The sequence below is a fragment of the Pseudomonas kermanshahensis genome, from assembly GCF_014269205.2.
Lineage (GTDB): Bacteria > Pseudomonadota > Gammaproteobacteria > Pseudomonadales > Pseudomonadaceae > Aquipseudomonas > Aquipseudomonas kermanshahensis.
The window spans coordinates 750,052-765,791 of sequence record NZ_JABWRY020000001.1; the positions used below are offsets into that span (position 1 = coordinate 750,052).

Here is a 15,740-nt window from a genome sequence, read left to right on the forward strand (position 1 = left end):
TCCTGAGGAGCGAGCATGAAATATCGCCTGGGCGACCTGCGGGTCGACAGCCATCCAACCAGTTGGATCGCGCCCAACGCCACCGTGATCGGCAACGTGCGCCTGCAGGCCCGTGCCAGTGTCTGGTTTGGCGCTGTATTGCGGGGTGACAATGAGCTGATCGACATCGGCGAAGACAGCAATGTCCAGGACGGCACGGTGATGCACACCGACATGGGCTCTCCGTTGACCCTGGGCAAGGGGGTGACGGTGGGGCATAACGCCATGCTGCATGGTTGCACGGTTGGCGACTACAGCCTGATCGGCATCAACGCGGTGATCCTCAATGGGGCGCGGATTGGTAAACACTGCATCATCGGCGCCAATGCGCTTATCCCCGAGGGCAAGGAAATTCCCGACGGGTCGCTGGTGATGGGGTCGCCGGGCAAGGTGGTGCGCGAGCTCAGCGAGCAGCAGATGCGCTTGATCGAGGCCGGCGCCGCGCACTATGTGCACAACGCCCAGCGCTATGCCCGTGACTTGGTGGTGGATGATGAGTGAAGCGGTCAAGGCAGAGCGCCCGGTGGCGTCGCCGTGTGTGAGCATCTGCGCGCTGGACGAGCAGGACATCTGCACGGGGTGCCAACGTACGGTGGCCGAGATCGGGCGCTGGGGGCGCATGGATAACACTGAGCGCCGCGCCGTGCTGAAGCTTTGCCATGAGCGGGCAGTGGCTGCCGGGATGATTTTGTAGGCGCGGCTGCCGCTGACCCCAAAATCAAGTAACCTGTGCGGCTTGTCTGACGGTTACTGCTCATGTTCTATCTCATCGCCTATATCAGCAGCGTAGTGCTGATCAACTACGCCTTTTCCAGTGCCCCGCACCTGGACATCATCTGGTCTGCCTGGGGCGGCCTGGTGTTCATCCTGCGCGACATGGTCCAGACCCGTTTCGGGCATGGCGCCTTGGTCGCCATGCTGGTGGCCCTTGTTCTGTCGTATGTCACCTCGGAACCGGCCATCGCGCTGGCCAGCGCCACCGCCTTCTTCATCTCAGAGCTGATCGACTGGCTGGTGTTCAGCATCACCCGTCGGCCGCTGCGCGACCGCCTGTGGCTGAGCTCGGCGCTGAGCATCCCGGTCGATACCTTCATTTTCTTCGGCATGATCGGCGCCCTGACGCCGGCCGTGATCGGCACGGCAATGGCCTCCAAGTTCGCCGGTGTCACTGCCGTGTGGCTGGCCATGGCATTTCGCGCCCGGCGGGCTGCCGCGGTCGGTTGATGGTGTAGAATACGGGTCCTTTTTCAGCGGGCGGCGCTCAGCCTGGCGCAGCCCCGGACGCCTTCGAGGACCTGAAATGACCCGTATCGGAACCCCATTGTCGCCCACCGCGACCCGAGTACTGCTCTGCGGCTGCGGTGAGCTGGGCAAGGAAGTGGTGATCGAGCTGCAGCGCCTGGGCGTCGAAGTGATTGCCGTAGACCGCTACGCCAATGCACCGGCCATGCAGGTGGCGCACCGCAGCCATGTGGTCAACATGCTCGATGGCGTCGCCCTGCGCGCAGTGATCGAAGCCGAGAAGCCGCATTACATCGTCCCCGAAATCGAAGCCATTGCCACCGCGACCCTGGTCGAGCTGGAAAACGAAGGCTTCACTGTGGTGCCCACCGCCCGCGCCACCCAGCTGACCATGAACCGCGAAGGCATCCGTCGCCTGGCCGCCGAAGAGCTGGACCTGCCGACCTCGCCGTACCACTTCGCCGACACCTACGAAGACTATGCCAAGGCCGTGGCCGATGTCGGCTACCCGTGCGTGGTCAAGCCAGTGATGAGCTCGTCGGGCAAAGGCCAGAGCCTGCTGCGCAGCGATGCCGACCTGCAGAAGTCCTGGGACTACGCCCAGGAAGGCGGCCGCGCCGGCAAGGGCCGGGTGATCATCGAAGGCTTCATCGATTTCGATTACGAAATCACCCTGCTGACCGTGCGTCACGTCGGCGGCACCACCTTCCTGGAGCCTGTCGGCCATCGCCAGGAGAAAGGCGATTATCAAGAATCGTGGCAGCCCCAGGCCATGAGCCCGAAAGCCCTGGCAGAATCGCAGCGCGTGGCTCAGGCAGTCACCGATGCCTTGGGCGGCCGTGGCCTGTTCGGCGTGGAGTTGTTCGTCAAAGGCGACCAGGTGTGGTTCAGCGAAGTGTCGCCGCGCCCGCACGACACGGGCCTGGTGACGTTGATCTCCCAGGACCTGTCGCAGTTCGCCCTGCATGCACGCGCCATTCTGGGCCTGCCGATTCCGGTGGTGCGTCAGTTTGGGCCATCGGCGTCGGCGGTGATCTTGCCAGAAGGCCAATCGCAACAGACCAGCTTCGCCAACCTTGGCGCTGCGCTGAGCGAGCCGGACACGGCCATTCGCCTGTTCGGCAAGCCGGAAATCAACGGTACCCGTCGCATGGGCGTATGCCTGGCACGTGATGAGTCGATCGAAGCGGCGCGAGCCAAGGCGACTCGCGCTTCGCAGGCAGTCAAGGTCGAGTTCTGATTCAGGACCGTTAGGGCCGCTTTGCGGCCCATCGCCGGCAAGCCAGCTCCCACAGGATTATCGTTGGCCTCAGGCATTGCGATATTATCGTTGGCCTCAGGCATTGCGATATTTCTGTGGGAGCGGGCTTGCCCCGCGAATGGGCTGCAAAGCAGCCCCGATCACTTACAGTTCGGTATGTCGGGTCTCTTTCAGGCACAGCACCGCAATCAAGCTGATCACCGCCGCCACCGACACATACCCGCCCACCCAGCTCAACCCGCCCATGCTCACCAGTTTCTGAGCAAAGAACGGCGCCGCCGAAGCCCCCACGATGCCACCCAGGTTGTACGCGGCCGACGCGCCGGTGTAGCGCACATGGGTAGGGAACAGCTCGGGCAGCAACGCCCCCATCGGCGCAAAGGTCACGCCCATCAGGAACAGCTCGATGGCCAGGAACAGCGCCACGCCGGTGGTCGACCCCGAGGTCAGCAGCGGCTCCATGGTAAAGCCCGATGCCACGGCCAGCAGGCCGCCGACGATCAGCACCGGTTTGCGCCCGTAGCGGTCGCTGAGCCAAGCCGACAGGGGCGTGGCCAGCGCCATGAACACCACCGCGAAGCACAGCAGGCCGAGGAACGTCTCACGGCTGTAGCCCAGGGTACTCACGCCGTAGCTGAGCGAGAACACCGTCGAGATATAGAACAGCGCATAGCACACCACCATCGCCGCAGCGCCCAGTAGGGTCGGTACCCAGTATTTGGAGAACAGGTCGACCACCGGCATCTTCACGCGCTCATGGCGGGCAATGGCCTTGGCAAACACCGGGCTCTCTTCGAGCTTGAGGCGTACATAAAGGCCCACCAGTACCAGTGCGGCGCTGAGCAGGAACGGAATGCGCCAGCCCCATTCACGGAACTGCTCGTCACTCAGCACCAGGGCCAGGGTCAGGAACAGGCCGTTGGCAGCCAGGAAGCCGATCGAAGGCCCCAATTGCGGGAACATGCCGAACCAGGCGCGCTTGCCCGGTGGCGCGTTCTCGGTGGCCAGCAGCGCTGCGCCGCCCCATTCGCCACCCAGGCCCAGGCCTTGGCCGAAGCGCAGCAGGCAAAGAATGATCGGCGCCCAGACGCCAATGCTGTCGTAGCCTGGCAGCACGCCGATGGCGGTGGTGGAAACACCCATCAGCAGCAGCGACGCCACCAGGGTCGATTTACGGCCGATGCGGTCGCCAAAATGGCCGAACAGCGCCGAGCCCAGCGGGCGAGCGAGGAAGGCGATGCCGAAGGTGAGGAAGGCCGCGAGCATCTGCGCGGTGCCCGACCCGGACGGGAAGAACACCGGGCCGATCACTAGCGCGGCGGCCGTGGCGTAAACATAGAAGTCGTAGAACTCGATGGCCGTGCCGATGAAGCTGGCAGTGGCCACCCGTGCGGGGGAGTTGACCGGCGCGGCAGGCGCTTCGGCATAGGTGCTGCTCGTGGTCATTAAGTAGGTCCCTAACAGTCTGGTCGTGCTCCAAGGGCTTGATCCGCCAGGGCGCGTACCTTCGAAGGGCAGGCACGCCTATACGGACGCCGGAGCGTATTGTTCTTTTGCTCGCCCGACTGACGATAGCCCAAGGGGGATAGGGGCGGGAGCGGGCACTGTTCGGGGTGTTGAAGCAGGACCGCGGGGCGTGTCAGTGGAGCGGACTGGCCGTGTGGCGCCGGGTGCGGGTAGCAGGCGGGACGGCGGGGCTGGGTAAGCGTGACCCGAGTATAGCTATCGGGTCACGGTCCACACCAGTACCTTGCTGGCGCAATTGTCCTCTGTTTCGAGGATTTCCAGGCGATATCGGCCGATCTTCAGGCAAACGGCGCTTTCCGGGATGCTTTCCAGTGCTTCGGTGACCAGGCCGTTGAGGGTCTTTGGCCCGCCATCGCAGGGCAGGTGCCAGCCCAAGGTGCGGTTGATCTCGCGCAGCGAGGCGGTGCCTTCGATGACGAAGGTGCCATCGGGCTGGGGGTGTACGTGCGGGTTGTCCAGCCCCTGTTCGTCTTCGAACTCGCCGACGATCTCTTCGAGGATGTCTTCCAAGGTGACGATGCCCAGCACCTCGCCGTATTCGTCCACCACCACACCCAGGCGGCGTTGCTGTTTATGGAAGTTCAGCAACTGCAGCTGCAGGGGCGTGCTTTCGGGTACGAAATAGGGCTCGTAACAGGCGCCGTGGAGCTTCTCCAGGGTCAGCTCCGCCTTGGGCAGCAGGTGGCTGATCAGCTTGGTGTTGAGGATCGCCTCAACCTGGTTGATGTCGTTGTGATAGACCGGCAAGCGGGTGTGACGGCTGACGATCAGCTGCTCGATGATGCGTTCGATCGGGTCGTCCAGGTTGATGCCATCGACGTCGTTGCGCGGCACCAGGATGTCGTTGACGGTGACTTTGTCCAGCGATTGCAAACCGTCGAGCAGGCCATGGCGTGCAGGCTCGTGCTCCTCGTCTTCGTCGAAGTCGTCGTCTTGCTCCGGGTGCAAGGCGACCGCCGTAGGCTGCACACGGAATGGGCGCAGCAGCAGCTTGGCGCAGCCATCGAGCAGGCAGGCCAAGGGTTGCAGAAGCGCCAGGGGTACTTTCAGCAGGCTTGCACCCAGGCTTGCAAACGCCTGCGGGTTACGCCGCGCCAGGCGCCGGGGCAGGAATTCGGCAAACACCAGCAAGGCCAGCGTCGCGCCCAGGCCGGCCAGCCAGAAGCCGTGTTCGCCGCTGTAGCGCTGGCCAATCAGGCACGCCAGGCCCAGCACCAGCAACTTGCCGAGGCTGGCGCACAGCACCAGCGCCTGAGCGGGCAGGGGGGCTTGACCGTCGTCACCATTGCGCAGCGAACCATTGAGCTGCAGGCGGGCGGCATCCACGGCGCTGAAAAGCGCCGACCAGAGCAGCGCCAGTGCCAGAGTGCCGAGGAGCGGTGCGTACGGCAGGGTGTCCATGGGCGGCCGTCAGATATGCAGGATGAATTCGCGAACCAGCTTGCTGCCGAAATAGGCCAGCATCAGCAGGCAGAAACCGGCTAGCGTCCAGCGGATCGCCTTGTGGCCACGCCAGCCCAGGCGGGTGCGGCCCCACAGCAGCACGCTGAACACCACCCAGGCGACGCAGGCCAGCAAGGTCTTGTGCACCAGGTGCTGGGCGAACAGGTTGTCGAGGAACAGCCAGCCAGAAATCAGCGACAGCGACAGCAGGCACCAGCCGGCCCAGAGAAAGCCGAACAGCAGGCTTTCCATGGTTTGCAGTGGCGGGAAGTTGCGGATCAGGCCTGACGGGTGCTTGTTTTTCAGCTGGTGGTCCTGCAGCAACAGCAGCAACGACTGGAACACCGCGATGGTGAACAGGCCGTAGGCGAGGATCGACAGCAGGATGTGTGCAAGGATGCCGGGCTCTTCGTTGATCAGCGGCACGGTACCGGGGGGCGCGAACTGGGCCAGCAGCGCAGTGACCGCGCCCAGCGGGAACAGCAGCACCAGCAGGTTTTCTACCGGGATGCGCAGGCACGCCAGCAAGGTCAGGGTAATGACCGCAACGGCGATCAGGCTGGCGGCGCTGAAAAAGTCCAGGCTCAGGCCCAGCGGGGTGATCAGCTGGAAGAACAGGGCGCCGCCCTGGGCGATGACAGCCAGGGCGCCGAGCAGGCCCAGCAGCCGTTTGTCAGCTTTGCGGCCCTGGGCCAGGTGCGTGCCCTGGTAGAGGGTCGCAGCTATATAAAGGCCGGCGGCGATCAGGTTGGGGATGAGGCTGGGTGAGGAGAACATAAGTCCTGGTTGGCGAGCCTTAAAGAGACGGAGTTTGGCATAGAGAGCTGCAAGCTGGAAGCCGCAAGGTACAAGCAAAGGCGGATCCGCGAGGTGGCTGCATTTTCTTGCCGCCTGGCGCCCGTAGCTTGCCGCTGGGAAGGCAAGGTGTGCGCCGCCGCCGCACTTCGCTATAATCGCCGCCTTGCTGTGCCCCGGGTGTGTGCATTTCCCCCCTGGGCGCCTGACAAACCTCGGCTTTTACTGGGCCTGAAAGGATCACCATGTTCGAAAACCTGACCGACCGCCTGTCACAGACGCTGCGCCATGTCACCGGCAAGGCCAAGCTGACTGAAGACAATATCAAGGACACGCTGCGCGAAGTGCGCATGGCGTTGCTCGAGGCCGACGTTGCCTTGCCGGTGGTCAAGGATTTCGTCAACAGCGTCAAGGAACGTGCGGTCGGTACCGAGGTGTCGCGCAGCCTGACCCCAGGCCAGGCCTTCGTGAAGATCGTCCAGGCCGAGCTCGAAAGCCTGATGGGCGCGGCCAACGAAGACCTCGCGCTGAACGCCGCGCCACCTGCCGTGGTGCTGATGGCTGGCTTGCAGGGTGCAGGTAAGACCACCACCGCCGGCAAGCTCGCGCGCTTCCTCAAGGAGCGCAAGAAGAAGAGCGTGATGGTGGTCTCGGCCGACGTCTACCGCCCGGCCGCGATCAAGCAGCTGGAAACCCTGGCCAACGACATCGGCGTAACCTTCTTCCCGTCCGACATCAGCCAGAAGCCGGTCGCCATCGCTGAAGCGGCGATTCGCGAAGCCAAGCTCAAATTCATCGACGTGGTCATCGTCGACACCGCCGGCCGTCTGCACATCGACGCCGACATGATGGACGAGATCAAGGCGCTGCATGCTGCGGTCAAGCCGGTCGAGACCCTGTTCGTGGTCGACGCCATGACCGGCCAGGACGCCGCCAACACCGCCAAGGCCTTTGGTGAAGCCCTGCCGCTGACCGGCGTGGTGCTGACCAAGGTCGACGGTGACGCCCGTGGCGGTGCCGCGTTGTCGGTACGTGCCATCACCGGCAAGCCGATCAAGTTCATCGGTATGGGTGAGAAGACCGAGGCCCTTGAGCCGTTCCACCCGGACCGCGTCGCCTCGCGCATCCTCGGCATGGGCGACGTGCTCAGCCTGATCGAGCAGGCCGAGCAGACCATCGACAAGGCCAAGGCCGACAAGCTGGCCAAGAAGCTGAAGAAGGGCAAGGGCTTCGACCTCGAAGACTTCCGCGACCAGCTGCAACAGATGAAAAACATGGGCGGCCTGGGTGGCCTGATGGACAAGCTGCCGAGCATCGGCGGGGTCAACCTGTCACAGATGGGCAATGCCCAGGGCGCGGCCGAGAAGCAGTTCAAGCAGATGGAGGCGATCATCAACTCCATGACCCCGGCCGAGCGCCGCGATCCTGACCTGCTCAGCGGTTCGCGCAAGCGCCGCATCGCCATCGGCTCCGGCACCCAGGTGCAGGACGTCGGCCGGCTGATCAAGCAGCACAAGCAGATGCAGAAGATGATGAAGAAGTTCTCCGCCAAGGGCGGCATGGCCAAGATGATGCGCGGCCTTGGCGGCATGATGCCAGGCGGCGGCATGCCGAAGCTGTAACCCCTATTCCGGGCGCTTGTCTTTTACCGGACGAGCGCTCAGAACCCCCGCCGTGGCGGGGTAATGGCCGCGATAAGCGTGGCTTAACCGGCGAATCTGGACGGCATGGCGAGGCCTTGCCGAAAAAGTCATTTGCAAATGTCCGTGTATTCCCCGAGAATATGCGGCCTTTTGGGCACGCATGTGCCTATTTGGCTTTCAGATTTGCAGCACCGACTGCAGTACCAACTGCAGCACCGACTATAGGAACGATGTTCACATGGTAACCATTCGTCTGGCCCGTGGCGGCTCGAAAAAGCGCCCTTTCTACCACCTGACCGTGACCAACTCGCGTAACGCCCGTGACGGCCGTTTCGTTGAGCGCGTTGGCTTCTTCAACCCGATCGCATCGGGCGCCGAAGTCAAGCTGTCGGTCAACCAGGAACGCGTCACCTACTGGCTGAGCCAGGGCGCGCAGCCGTCTGAGCGTGTTGCTCAGCTGCTGAAGGAAGCTGCCAAGGCCGCTGCCTAAGATATATGAACGCGACGCCAGAAAAGGCTGACGACCTCATCGTCGTTGGCAAGATTTTTTCGGTTCACGGCGTTCGCGGCGAGGTGAAGGTGTATTCCTTTACCGATCCGATTGAAAACCTGTTGGATTATCCACGCTGGACGCTCAAGCACGAAGGCAAGGTAAAACAGGTAGAGCTGGTCAGCGGTCGTGGCTCCCAAAAGGGCCTGGTCGTGAAACTGAAAGGCCTCGATGATCGCGATGAAGCCCGTCTTCTGAGTGGTTACGAGATCTGCATACCGCGGAGCCTTTTGCCCAACCTGCCCGTCGACGAGTACTACTGGTACCAGTTGCAGGGCTTGAAGGTCATCAACCAGGACGAACATCTGTTCGGCAAGGTCGATCACCTGTTGGAGACCGGTGCGAACGATGTAATGGTGGTCAAGCCGTGCGCAGGCAGCCTGGATGATCGCGAGCGTTTGTTGCCCTATACGGAGCAATGCGTGCTGGCAATCGACCTCGAAGCAGGCGTGATGCGGGTTGAATGGGACGCGGACTTCTAAACGATGGGTAACCTTCGCGTAGACGTCATCACGTTGTTCCCCGAGATGTTCTCGGCCATCACGGAGTACGGCATTACCAGCCGCGCGGTAAAACAGGGGTTGCTTCAGGTAACGTGCTGGAACCCGCGGGACTACACCACAGATCGCCACCATACCGTGGATGATCGGCCGTTTGGCGGTGGTCCGGGCATGGTGATGAAAATCAAGCCTCTGGAAGACGCCCTGGTTAGCGCCAGGCAAGCGACCGGAGCATCGGCAAAGGTGATCTACCTTTCGCCGCAAGGCCGCAAGCTGACTCAGCAAGCGGTCAAAGGCCTGGCCGAACAGGAATCGTTGATCCTGATCGCCGGTCGTTATGAAGGCATCGACGAGCGCTTTATTGAGGCTCATGTCGATGAGGAGTGGTCGATTGGCGACTATGTGCTTTCCGGTGGCGAGCTGCCGGCCATGGTACTGATCGATGCGGTTACGCGGCTGCTGCCCGGAGCTTTAGGGCATGTGGACTCGGCGGAGGAAGACTCTTTCACCGACGGTCTGCTCGATTGCCCGCACTACACCCGACCTGAGGTGTATGCGGATCAGCGTGTTCCCGACGTGTTGCTAAGTGGCAACCATGCACATATCCGGCGTTGGAGGATGAAGCAGTCCCTTGGTAGGACCTTCGAACGACGCGCCGATCTTCTGGAAAGTCGCTCGCTTTCTGGAGAAGAGAAGAAGCTGCTCGAGGAATACCTCCGCGAGCGGGACGATAGTTAAACGTATCGATGGTGGATCACGTATCCATCTTAGGAGCACAGCATGACCAACAAGATCATCCAGCAGCTCGAAGCCGAGCAGATGAGCAAGGAAATCCCAACCTTCGCACCGGGCGACACCATTATCGTCCAGGTTAAAGTGAAGGAAGGTGAGCGTTCCCGTCTGCAGGCGTTCGAAGGCGTCGTTATCGCCAAGCGTAACCGCGGTCTGAACAGCGCCTTCACCGTGCGCAAAATCTCCAGCGGCGTTGGCGTAGAGCGTACCTTCCAGACCTACAGCCCGCAGATCGACAGCCTGGCCGTGAAACGTCGTGGTGACGTGCGTAAAGCCAAGCTGTACTACCTGCGCGACCTGTCCGGCAAAGCCGCTCGCATCAAGGAAAAACTGTCCTGAGTGCAGTTTGACCGGTGGCCCTGGCCGCCTTGCGAGAAAAAAAGCAGCCTTCGGGCTGCTTTTTTGCGTTTTGAACCCCAAGCGATGTGACCCGACATGACAACCCGAGACCAGGAAATCCAGCGCCGCACCGAATTGTCGGTGACCCGCGTGACCAAGGCGGTGTTCCCCAACACCACCAACCACCACAACACCCTGTTCGGCGGCACTGCGCTGGCCTGGATGGATGAAGTGTCGTTCATCGCGGCCACGCGCTTTTGCCGTTTGCCGCTGGTAACGGTGTCGACCGACCGTATCGACTTCAAGCGCCCGATCCCGGCGGGCTCGATCGTCGAGCTGGTCGGCACGGTGATCAAAGTGGGCAACACCAGCCTGCAGGTGCAGGTGGATGTGTTCGTCGAGAACATGTACCTGGATGGCCGTGAACGGGCAATCCATGGTGTGTTCAGCTTTGTCGCCATCGACGAAGACAAGCGCCCGGTGCCGGTGCTGCCAGCAGCCTGAGGTTCACCCTGGTGTGGGGGCCGTGCCCGCGACTGGCGCCGGTTCTACCAGCGCCACCAGGGTCCAGCCAGGTTGCGGGGTGAGCGGGTTGTCAGGGCTCGACACATGCACCCAGCCGTGGCTGTCACGGGCGAACAACAGGTGCGCACGCTCGCCATGCAGTGCCTGGTAGTTGTCCCAGTCGAAGCCCTCGGTCAGGGTGGTGCTGTACAGCTCGGCGCCGTGGTGCAGGCGATTGGCCAATTGCTGGTAGGTCATCGGGCTTGAGCCGAGCAAATGGCCGCGGTGTTCCTCACTGGCGCGGTGCTTGTCGCTGCGCTGTTTTTCCAGGCCGCTGGCCAGCACGAACAGGCGGCCGTGGCCGAAATCGTGGCGAAAACGTGCGCAGGCCAAGGCGTTGATCTCACCTGCAGGGGACAGCCCCAGCAGATGGCCGAGGCCGACCAGGTCCAGGTGTGCATCGGCATGCTGCGAGGCCGGGTTGCCAAAGTAGGTTGGCAGCCCGTCCATGCGCGCGGCGCGGATGTTTTCCCAGCTTGAGTCAGTCAGCAATACCCGGCAGCCCAGTTGCTGCAGGGCTTTGCCGAGGGTGCGCGCGGGCCCGTTGGCGCCGACGATGAGGAAGCCGCTGGGGGCAGGCTCGGCCACCTTGAGCAGGCGCGCCAAGGGCCTGGCCGTGGCGCTTTGCAGCACTACGGTGCCGATGATCACGGCAAAGGTCAGCGGTACCAGCAGCAGTGCATCCTCATGGCCGGCTTCGTGCAGGCGGATGGCGAAGATCGCCGAGACTGCCGCGGCCACGATACCGCGCGGTGCGATCCAGGCCAGCAAGGCCCGTTCGCGCCAGTTCAGCCCCGAGCCGAGGGTGGACAAAAAGACGTTCAGCGGCCGCGCCAGCAGTTGGATCACCAGCAACAGCGCCAGCACCGCCGGGCCCAGGCCGATCAGGGCATGCAGGTCGAGGCGTGCGGCCAGCAGGATGAACAAGCCCGAGATCAGCAGTACGCTGAGGTTTTCCTTGAAGTGCAGGATCTGCCGCACATCCACCCCGCGCATGTTGGCCAGCCACATGCCCATCACCGTCACGGCCAGCAGCCCGGATTCGTGAACGATCTGGTTGGCAGCAATGAAAATGCCCAGCACTGCCGCCAGTGCAGCCAGGTTGTGCAGGTACTCTGGCAGCCACTGCTCACGCATGACCTGCCCCAGTAACCAGCCGCCGGCCGCGCCCAGTGCGCTGCCACAGAAGATCACCCCGGCAAAGGTGGCCAGGCTCTGGCTCAGGCCATTGCCATCGGCACTGGCGATGATGAAGCTGTACACCACCACGGCGAGCAGGGCGCCAATCGGGTCGATGACGATGCCTTCCCAGCGCAGGATGTTGGCGATCGCCGCCTTCGGCCGCACCACGCGCAGCATGGGCACGATCACCGTCGGCCCGGTGACCAGGGTCAAGGTGCCGAACAGGATCGCCAGCGGCCAGTCGAACCCCAGCAGCCAGTGAGTCGCCAGAGCGATCACCAGCCAGGTCGAGAGGGCGCCGATTGTGACCAGGCGGTGGACCACGCTGCCGATGTCGCGCCACTGCGACAAGTGCAACGTCAGGCTGCCCTCGAACAGGATCAGTGCCACGGCCAGCGACACCAAGGGCATCAGCAGTGGGCCGAACAGCGCCTGGGGGTCGAGCCAGCCGAACAGCGGGCCGGCGGTGATGCCGGCCAGCAGCAGGAAGAGGATTGCCGGCAATTTCAGGCGCCACGCCAGCCACTGGCAGGCCAGGGCGGAGCCGCCGATGCCCGCGACGCTGAGCAGGATCTGCTGTTCGTTCATGCGGGCTCCCTATGCCGGCGTTGTTATGAAAGACTAAGCGTCATTTCGTCGTTTGCCACCGAGTTTTCATGCCCGCCCTCGACCACCCCCTGATTGACCAGTTTCTCGATGCCCTGTGGCTGGAAAAAGGCCTGTCCGACAACACCCGGGTTTCGTACCGCAGCGACCTGGCGCTGTTCAATGGCTGGCTGCAGGAGCAGGGCGTGGCCTTGCCTGACGCGGGGCGTGAGCTGATCCTCGATCACCTGGCCTGGCGCCTCGACCAAGCCTACAAGCCACGTTCTACAGCACGCTTTCTGTCTGGGCTGCGTGGCTTCTTTCGTTACTTGCTGCGGGAAAAGCTGATCGCTGTCGACCCCACCTTGCAGGTCGAGATGCCGCAGCTGGGCCGGCCGTTGCCCAAATCCTTGTCAGAAGCCGACGTCGAGGCGTTGCTGCAGGCGCCGGACCTCGGCGAAGCCATCGGCCAGCGCGACCGCGCCATGCTCGAAGTCCTTTATGCCTGTGGCCTGCGCGTGACCGAACTGGTCAGCCTGACGCTCGATCAGGTCAACCTGCGCCAGGGCGTGTTGCGGGTGATGGGCAAGGGCAGCAAGGAGCGCCTGGTGCCGATGGGGGAAGAGGCGGTGGTATGGCTGGAACGCTACCTGCGCAATGGCCGCCCCGAGCTGCTGAACGGGCGCCCGAGCGATGTGCTGTTCCCCAGCCTGCGCGGCGAGCAGATGACCCGCCAGACCTTCTGGCACCGTATCAAGCACCAGGCACAGGTCGCCGGGATCGACAAATCGCTGTCGCCGCATACCCTGCGCCATGCCTTCGCAACCCACCTGCTCAACCACGGCGCCGACCTGCGCGTGGTACAAATGCTGCTGGGCCACAGCGACCTGTCGACCACGCAGATCTACACCCACGTGGCCAAAGCCCGTCTGCAGCAACTGCACGCCCAGCATCACCCGCGTGGATGAATGATTTTCATGTTCCGCCGACCGGTACTCGCAGACCCCTTCACGGCTAGCGTGTTGTGGTAGGCTTGGGCGGTTTGCACCAAGGGCCGCACGGTCGCCGCGTTTTTTCCGCAGGCGACGCCCTCCGGCCCCTGTCCGCCTTCAGGAGTTCCCATGCGCGTGACCCAGATTTTCGCCGCCGCCGCGTTGGCGCTGGCCAGTACCTTTGCCGTTGCCGCGGCAACCGACAGCAATGCCGGTGCCGAGCAGGCCATTCGCAAGTCGTTGCAGAACCTCGAACTGGAAGTGCCGGTTGAAAGCGTCGCCAGCAGCCCGCTCAATGGCCTGTATGAAGTCAAGCTGCAGGGCGGCCGCGTGCTGTACGCCAGTGCTGACGGCCAGTTCGTCATGCAGGGCTACCTGTACCAGATCCAGGACGGCAAGCCGGTCAACCTGACCGAGAAGACCGAGCGCCAAGGCGTTGCCAAGCTCATCAACGGCATTCCAGCCGCCGAGATGGTGGTTTATCCTGCCAAGGGCGAGACCAAGTCGCACATCACCGTGTTCACCGACACCACCTGCCCGTACTGCCACAAGCTGCACGCCGAAGTGCCGGAGCTCAACCGCCGCGGTATCGAAGTGCGCTATGTCGCCTTCCCGCGCCAGGGCCTCGGTTCGCCAGGTGATCAGCAGTTGCAGGCAGTCTGGTGCTCCAGCGACCGCCGTGCGGCGCTGGACAAGATGGTCGAGGGTAAGGAAATCAAGGCCGCCAAGTGCGCCAACCCGGTCAGCAAGCAGTTCCAGCTGGGCCAGTCGATCGGCGTCAACGGCACGCCGGCGATCGTCCTCGAAAGCGGCCAGGTAATCCCGGGCTACCAGCCGGCGCCGCAAGTGGCCAAGTTGGCCCTGGCCGGCCAGCAGCAAGCAGCCAAGTAATCAATACAGTACGCCGTCGTCATGGGGTGACGGCATGTTTCACGGTCGGCGCAGGTGCCGGCCGTTCAATGGGGAGTTCACAGTGAAACCGGTCAAAGTAGGCATCTGTGGGTTGGGGACCGTCGGTGGCGGAACCTTCAATGTACTTCAGCGCAACGCCGAGGAGATTGCCCGCCGTGCCGGGCGCGGTATTGAAGTGGCACAGATTGCCATGCGCTCGCAGAACCCGAACTGCCAGATTACCGGTACCCCCATTACCGCTGATGTGTTCGACGTTGCGACCAACCCGGAAATCGACATCGTCATCGAGCTGATCGGTGGTTACACCATCGCCCGCGACCTGGTGCTCAAGGCCATCGAAAACGGCAAACACGTGGTCACCGCGAACAAGGCGCTGATCGCCGTGCATGGCAACGAAATCTTTGCCAAGGCCCGCGAGAGGGGCGTCATCGTCGCCTTCGAAGCGGCGGTTGCCGGTGGCATCCCGGTGATCAAGGCGATCCGTGAAGGCCTGTCGGCCAACCGTATCAACTGGCTGGCCGGCATCATCAACGGCACCGGTAACTTCATCCTCACCGAAATGCGCGAAAAAGGCCGTGCCTTCCCGGACGTGCTGGCCGAAGCCCAGGCCCTGGGTTATGCCGAAGCCGACCCGACCTTCGACGTCGAGGGCATCGATGCGGCCCACAAGCTGACCATCCTGGCGTCCATCGCCTTTGGCATCCCGCTGCAGTTCGACAAGGCCTACACCGAAGGCATCACCCAGCTGACCACCGCTGACGTGAACTACGCCGAGGCCCTGGGCTACCGCATCAAGCACCTGGGCGTCGCGCGTCGCACGGCTGAAGGCATCGAGCTGCGCGTGCACCCGACATTGATCCCGAGCGATCGCCTGATCGCCAACGTCAACGGCGTGATGAACGCGGTCATGGTCAACGGCGACGCCGCCGGTTCGACCCTGTACTACGGCGCAGGTGCCGGTATGGAGCCGACCGCTTCGTCGGTCGTCGCCGACCTGGTCGACGTGGTACGCGCAATGACCTCAGACCCGGAAAACCGCGTGCCGCACCTGGCCTTCCAGCCAGACTCGCTGTCGGCGCACCCGATTCTGCCGATCGAAGCCTGTGAAAGCGCCTACTACCTGCGCATCCAGGCCAAGGATCACCCCGGCGTGCTGGCCCAGGTGGCCAGCATCCTCTCGGAGCGTGGCATCAACATCGAGTCGATCATGCAGAAGGAAGCCGAGGAACAGGACGGCCTGGTGCCGATGATTCTGCTAACCCATCGCGTGGTCGAGCAGGGCATCAACGACGCCATTGTCGCCCTGGAAGCCCTGCAGGATGTGGTCGGCAAGGTCGTGCGCATCCGCGTCGAACAGCTCAATTAACGAATCAT

Annotated in this window: 17 protein-coding genes; 13 read left to right on the forward strand and 4 right to left on the reverse strand. The window is 63.1% G+C overall.

Features of this window, described 5'->3' with window-relative positions; genetic code table 11:
• Positions 1-15 precede the first annotated feature (15 nt).
• The 4 genes from HU764_RS03460 to purT all read left to right on the forward strand — a co-directional run bounded on the left by HU764_RS03460 (position 16) and on the right by purT (position 2,521).
• Complete coding sequence (locus HU764_RS03460; RefSeq protein WP_085272711.1) at positions 16-540, forward strand: gamma carbonic anhydrase family protein; 525 nt, start codon at positions 16-18, stop codon at positions 538-540.
• Positions 530-733 (forward strand): DUF1289 domain-containing protein, encoded by a 204-nt coding sequence (locus HU764_RS03465; protein WP_186676208.1) that lies wholly within the window; start codon positions 530-532, stop codon positions 731-733. The genes HU764_RS03460 and HU764_RS03465 overlap by 11 nt, the downstream gene beginning before the upstream one ends.
• Positions 734-795: 62 nt before the next feature.
• The gene (locus tag HU764_RS03470) at positions 796-1,263 is read left to right on the forward strand and encodes a 7-cyano-7-deazaguanine/7-aminomethyl-7-deazaguanine transporter (RefSeq protein WP_027595715.1); all 468 of its coding nucleotides are present in this window, start codon (positions 796-798) and stop codon (positions 1,261-1,263) included.
• 76 nt (positions 1,264-1,339) lie between these two features.
• A complete protein-coding gene (gene purT, locus HU764_RS03475) occupies positions 1,340-2,521 on the forward strand; it encodes a formate-dependent phosphoribosylglycinamide formyltransferase (RefSeq protein ID WP_027595716.1) in 1,182 nt (393 codons plus the stop codon).
• A 165-nt stretch (positions 2,522-2,686) separates the two neighbouring features.
• Here the strand turns inward: purT and HU764_RS03480 are convergent, their stop codons facing one another.
• The 3 genes from HU764_RS03480 to HU764_RS03490 form a co-directional block, all read right to left on the reverse strand.
• Complete coding sequence (locus HU764_RS03480) at positions 2,687-3,988, reverse strand: MFS transporter (protein WP_099428458.1); 1,302 nt, start codon at positions 3,986-3,988, stop codon at positions 2,687-2,689.
• A 276-nt stretch (positions 3,989-4,264) separates the two neighbouring features.
• Complete coding sequence (locus tag HU764_RS03485) at positions 4,265-5,470, reverse strand: transporter associated domain-containing protein (RefSeq protein WP_186702938.1); 1,206 nt, start codon at positions 5,468-5,470, stop codon at positions 4,265-4,267.
• A 9-nt stretch (positions 5,471-5,479) separates the two neighbouring features.
• Entirely contained in the window at positions 5,480-6,289 is an 810-nt protein-coding gene (locus tag HU764_RS03490; RefSeq protein WP_027595719.1) for a cytochrome C assembly family protein, read from the reverse strand.
• Between the two features lie 263 nt (positions 6,290-6,552).
• On the opposite strand from HU764_RS03490, the gene ffh reads away from it, so the two are divergent.
• From ffh to HU764_RS03520, 6 genes are all read left to right on the forward strand, one after another.
• Positions 6,553-7,929: a signal recognition particle protein gene (gene ffh / locus HU764_RS03495; RefSeq protein ID WP_027595720.1), complete on the forward strand. Its 1,377-nt coding sequence runs from the start codon at positions 6,553-6,555 to the stop codon at positions 7,927-7,929.
• Positions 7,930-8,188: 259 nt separating this feature from the next.
• Positions 8,189-8,440: a 30S ribosomal protein S16 gene (rpsP, locus tag HU764_RS03500; RefSeq protein ID WP_011535318.1), complete on the forward strand. Its 252-nt coding sequence runs from the start codon at positions 8,189-8,191 to the stop codon at positions 8,438-8,440.
• Positions 8,441-8,445: 5 nt separating this feature from the next.
• Positions 8,446-8,982, forward strand: coding sequence for a ribosome maturation factor RimM (gene rimM / locus HU764_RS03505; RefSeq protein WP_027595721.1), 537 nt, complete (start codon positions 8,446-8,448; stop codon positions 8,980-8,982).
• A gap of 3 nt (positions 8,983-8,985) precedes the next feature.
• Entirely contained in the window at positions 8,986-9,738 is a 753-nt protein-coding gene (gene trmD / locus HU764_RS03510) for a tRNA (guanosine(37)-N1)-methyltransferase TrmD (RefSeq protein ID WP_008094486.1), read from the forward strand.
• 42 nt (positions 9,739-9,780) lie between these two features.
• Complete coding sequence (gene rplS / locus HU764_RS03515; protein WP_027595722.1) at positions 9,781-10,131, forward strand: 50S ribosomal protein L19; 351 nt, start codon at positions 9,781-9,783, stop codon at positions 10,129-10,131.
• Between the two features lie 96 nt (positions 10,132-10,227).
• On the forward strand, positions 10,228-10,635 hold the full coding sequence (locus HU764_RS03520; RefSeq protein ID WP_186702939.1) for an acyl-CoA thioesterase: 408 nt from the start codon (positions 10,228-10,230) through the stop codon (positions 10,633-10,635).
• Between the two features lie 3 nt (positions 10,636-10,638).
• Here HU764_RS03520 and HU764_RS03525 read toward each other — a convergent pair whose 3' ends face one another.
• On the reverse strand, positions 10,639-12,465 hold the full coding sequence (locus tag HU764_RS03525; protein ID WP_186702940.1) for a cation:proton antiporter: 1,827 nt from the start codon (positions 12,463-12,465) through the stop codon (positions 10,639-10,641).
• A gap of 68 nt (positions 12,466-12,533) precedes the next feature.
• Here HU764_RS03525 and xerD point away from each other — a divergent pair, with 68 nt between their 5' ends.
• The 3 genes from xerD (at position 12,534) to HU764_RS03540 (ending at position 15,732) form a co-directional block, all read left to right on the forward strand.
• Positions 12,534-13,430: a site-specific tyrosine recombinase XerD gene (xerD, locus tag HU764_RS03530; protein ID WP_085272717.1), complete on the forward strand. Its 897-nt coding sequence runs from the start codon at positions 12,534-12,536 to the stop codon at positions 13,428-13,430.
• A 153-nt stretch (positions 13,431-13,583) separates the two neighbouring features.
• Entirely contained in the window at positions 13,584-14,345 is a 762-nt protein-coding gene (locus tag HU764_RS03535; protein WP_027595726.1) for a thioredoxin fold domain-containing protein, read from the forward strand.
• An 82-nt stretch (positions 14,346-14,427) separates the two neighbouring features.
• Positions 14,428-15,732 (forward strand): homoserine dehydrogenase, encoded by a 1,305-nt coding sequence (locus tag HU764_RS03540; RefSeq protein ID WP_186702941.1) that lies wholly within the window; start codon positions 14,428-14,430, stop codon positions 15,730-15,732.
• Positions 15,733-15,740: the final 8 nt, after the last annotated feature.

Excerpts from the sequence above, each read along its gene's own strand:
- HU764_RS03525 (WP_186702940.1), bottom strand. The coding sequence starts at position 12,465 with ATGAACGAACAGCAGATCCTGCTCAGCGTCGCGGGCATCGGCGGCTCC.
- rplS (WP_027595722.1), top strand. The coding sequence starts at position 9,781 with ATGACCAACAAGATCATCCAGCAGCTCGAAGCCGAGCAGATGAGCAAG.
- HU764_RS03460 (WP_085272711.1), top strand. The coding sequence starts at position 16 with ATGAAATATCGCCTGGGCGACCTGCGGGTCGACAGCCATCCAACCAGT.
- HU764_RS03480 (WP_099428458.1), bottom strand. The coding sequence starts at position 3,988 with ATGACCACGAGCAGCACCTATGCCGAAGCGCCTGCCGCGCCGGTCAAC.
- rpsP (WP_011535318.1), top strand. The coding sequence starts at position 8,189 with ATGGTAACCATTCGTCTGGCCCGTGGCGGCTCGAAAAAGCGCCCTTTC.
- HU764_RS03535 (WP_027595726.1), top strand. The coding sequence starts at position 13,584 with ATGCGCGTGACCCAGATTTTCGCCGCCGCCGCGTTGGCGCTGGCCAGT.
- rimM (WP_027595721.1), top strand. The coding sequence starts at position 8,446 with ATGAACGCGACGCCAGAAAAGGCTGACGACCTCATCGTCGTTGGCAAG.
- HU764_RS03490 (WP_027595719.1), bottom strand. The coding sequence starts at position 6,289 with ATGTTCTCCTCACCCAGCCTCATCCCCAACCTGATCGCCGCCGGCCTT.
- HU764_RS03470 (WP_027595715.1), top strand. The coding sequence starts at position 796 with ATGTTCTATCTCATCGCCTATATCAGCAGCGTAGTGCTGATCAACTAC.
- purT (WP_027595716.1), top strand. The coding sequence starts at position 1,340 with ATGACCCGTATCGGAACCCCATTGTCGCCCACCGCGACCCGAGTACTG.
- ffh (WP_027595720.1), top strand. The coding sequence starts at position 6,553 with ATGTTCGAAAACCTGACCGACCGCCTGTCACAGACGCTGCGCCATGTC.
- HU764_RS03485 (WP_186702938.1), bottom strand. The coding sequence starts at position 5,470 with ATGGACACCCTGCCGTACGCACCGCTCCTCGGCACTCTGGCACTGGCG.
- HU764_RS03465 (WP_186676208.1), top strand. The coding sequence starts at position 530 with ATGATGAGTGAAGCGGTCAAGGCAGAGCGCCCGGTGGCGTCGCCGTGT.
- HU764_RS03520 (WP_186702939.1), top strand. The coding sequence starts at position 10,228 with ATGACAACCCGAGACCAGGAAATCCAGCGCCGCACCGAATTGTCGGTG.
- trmD (WP_008094486.1), top strand. The coding sequence starts at position 8,986 with ATGGGTAACCTTCGCGTAGACGTCATCACGTTGTTCCCCGAGATGTTC.
- xerD (WP_085272717.1), top strand. The coding sequence starts at position 12,534 with ATGCCCGCCCTCGACCACCCCCTGATTGACCAGTTTCTCGATGCCCTG.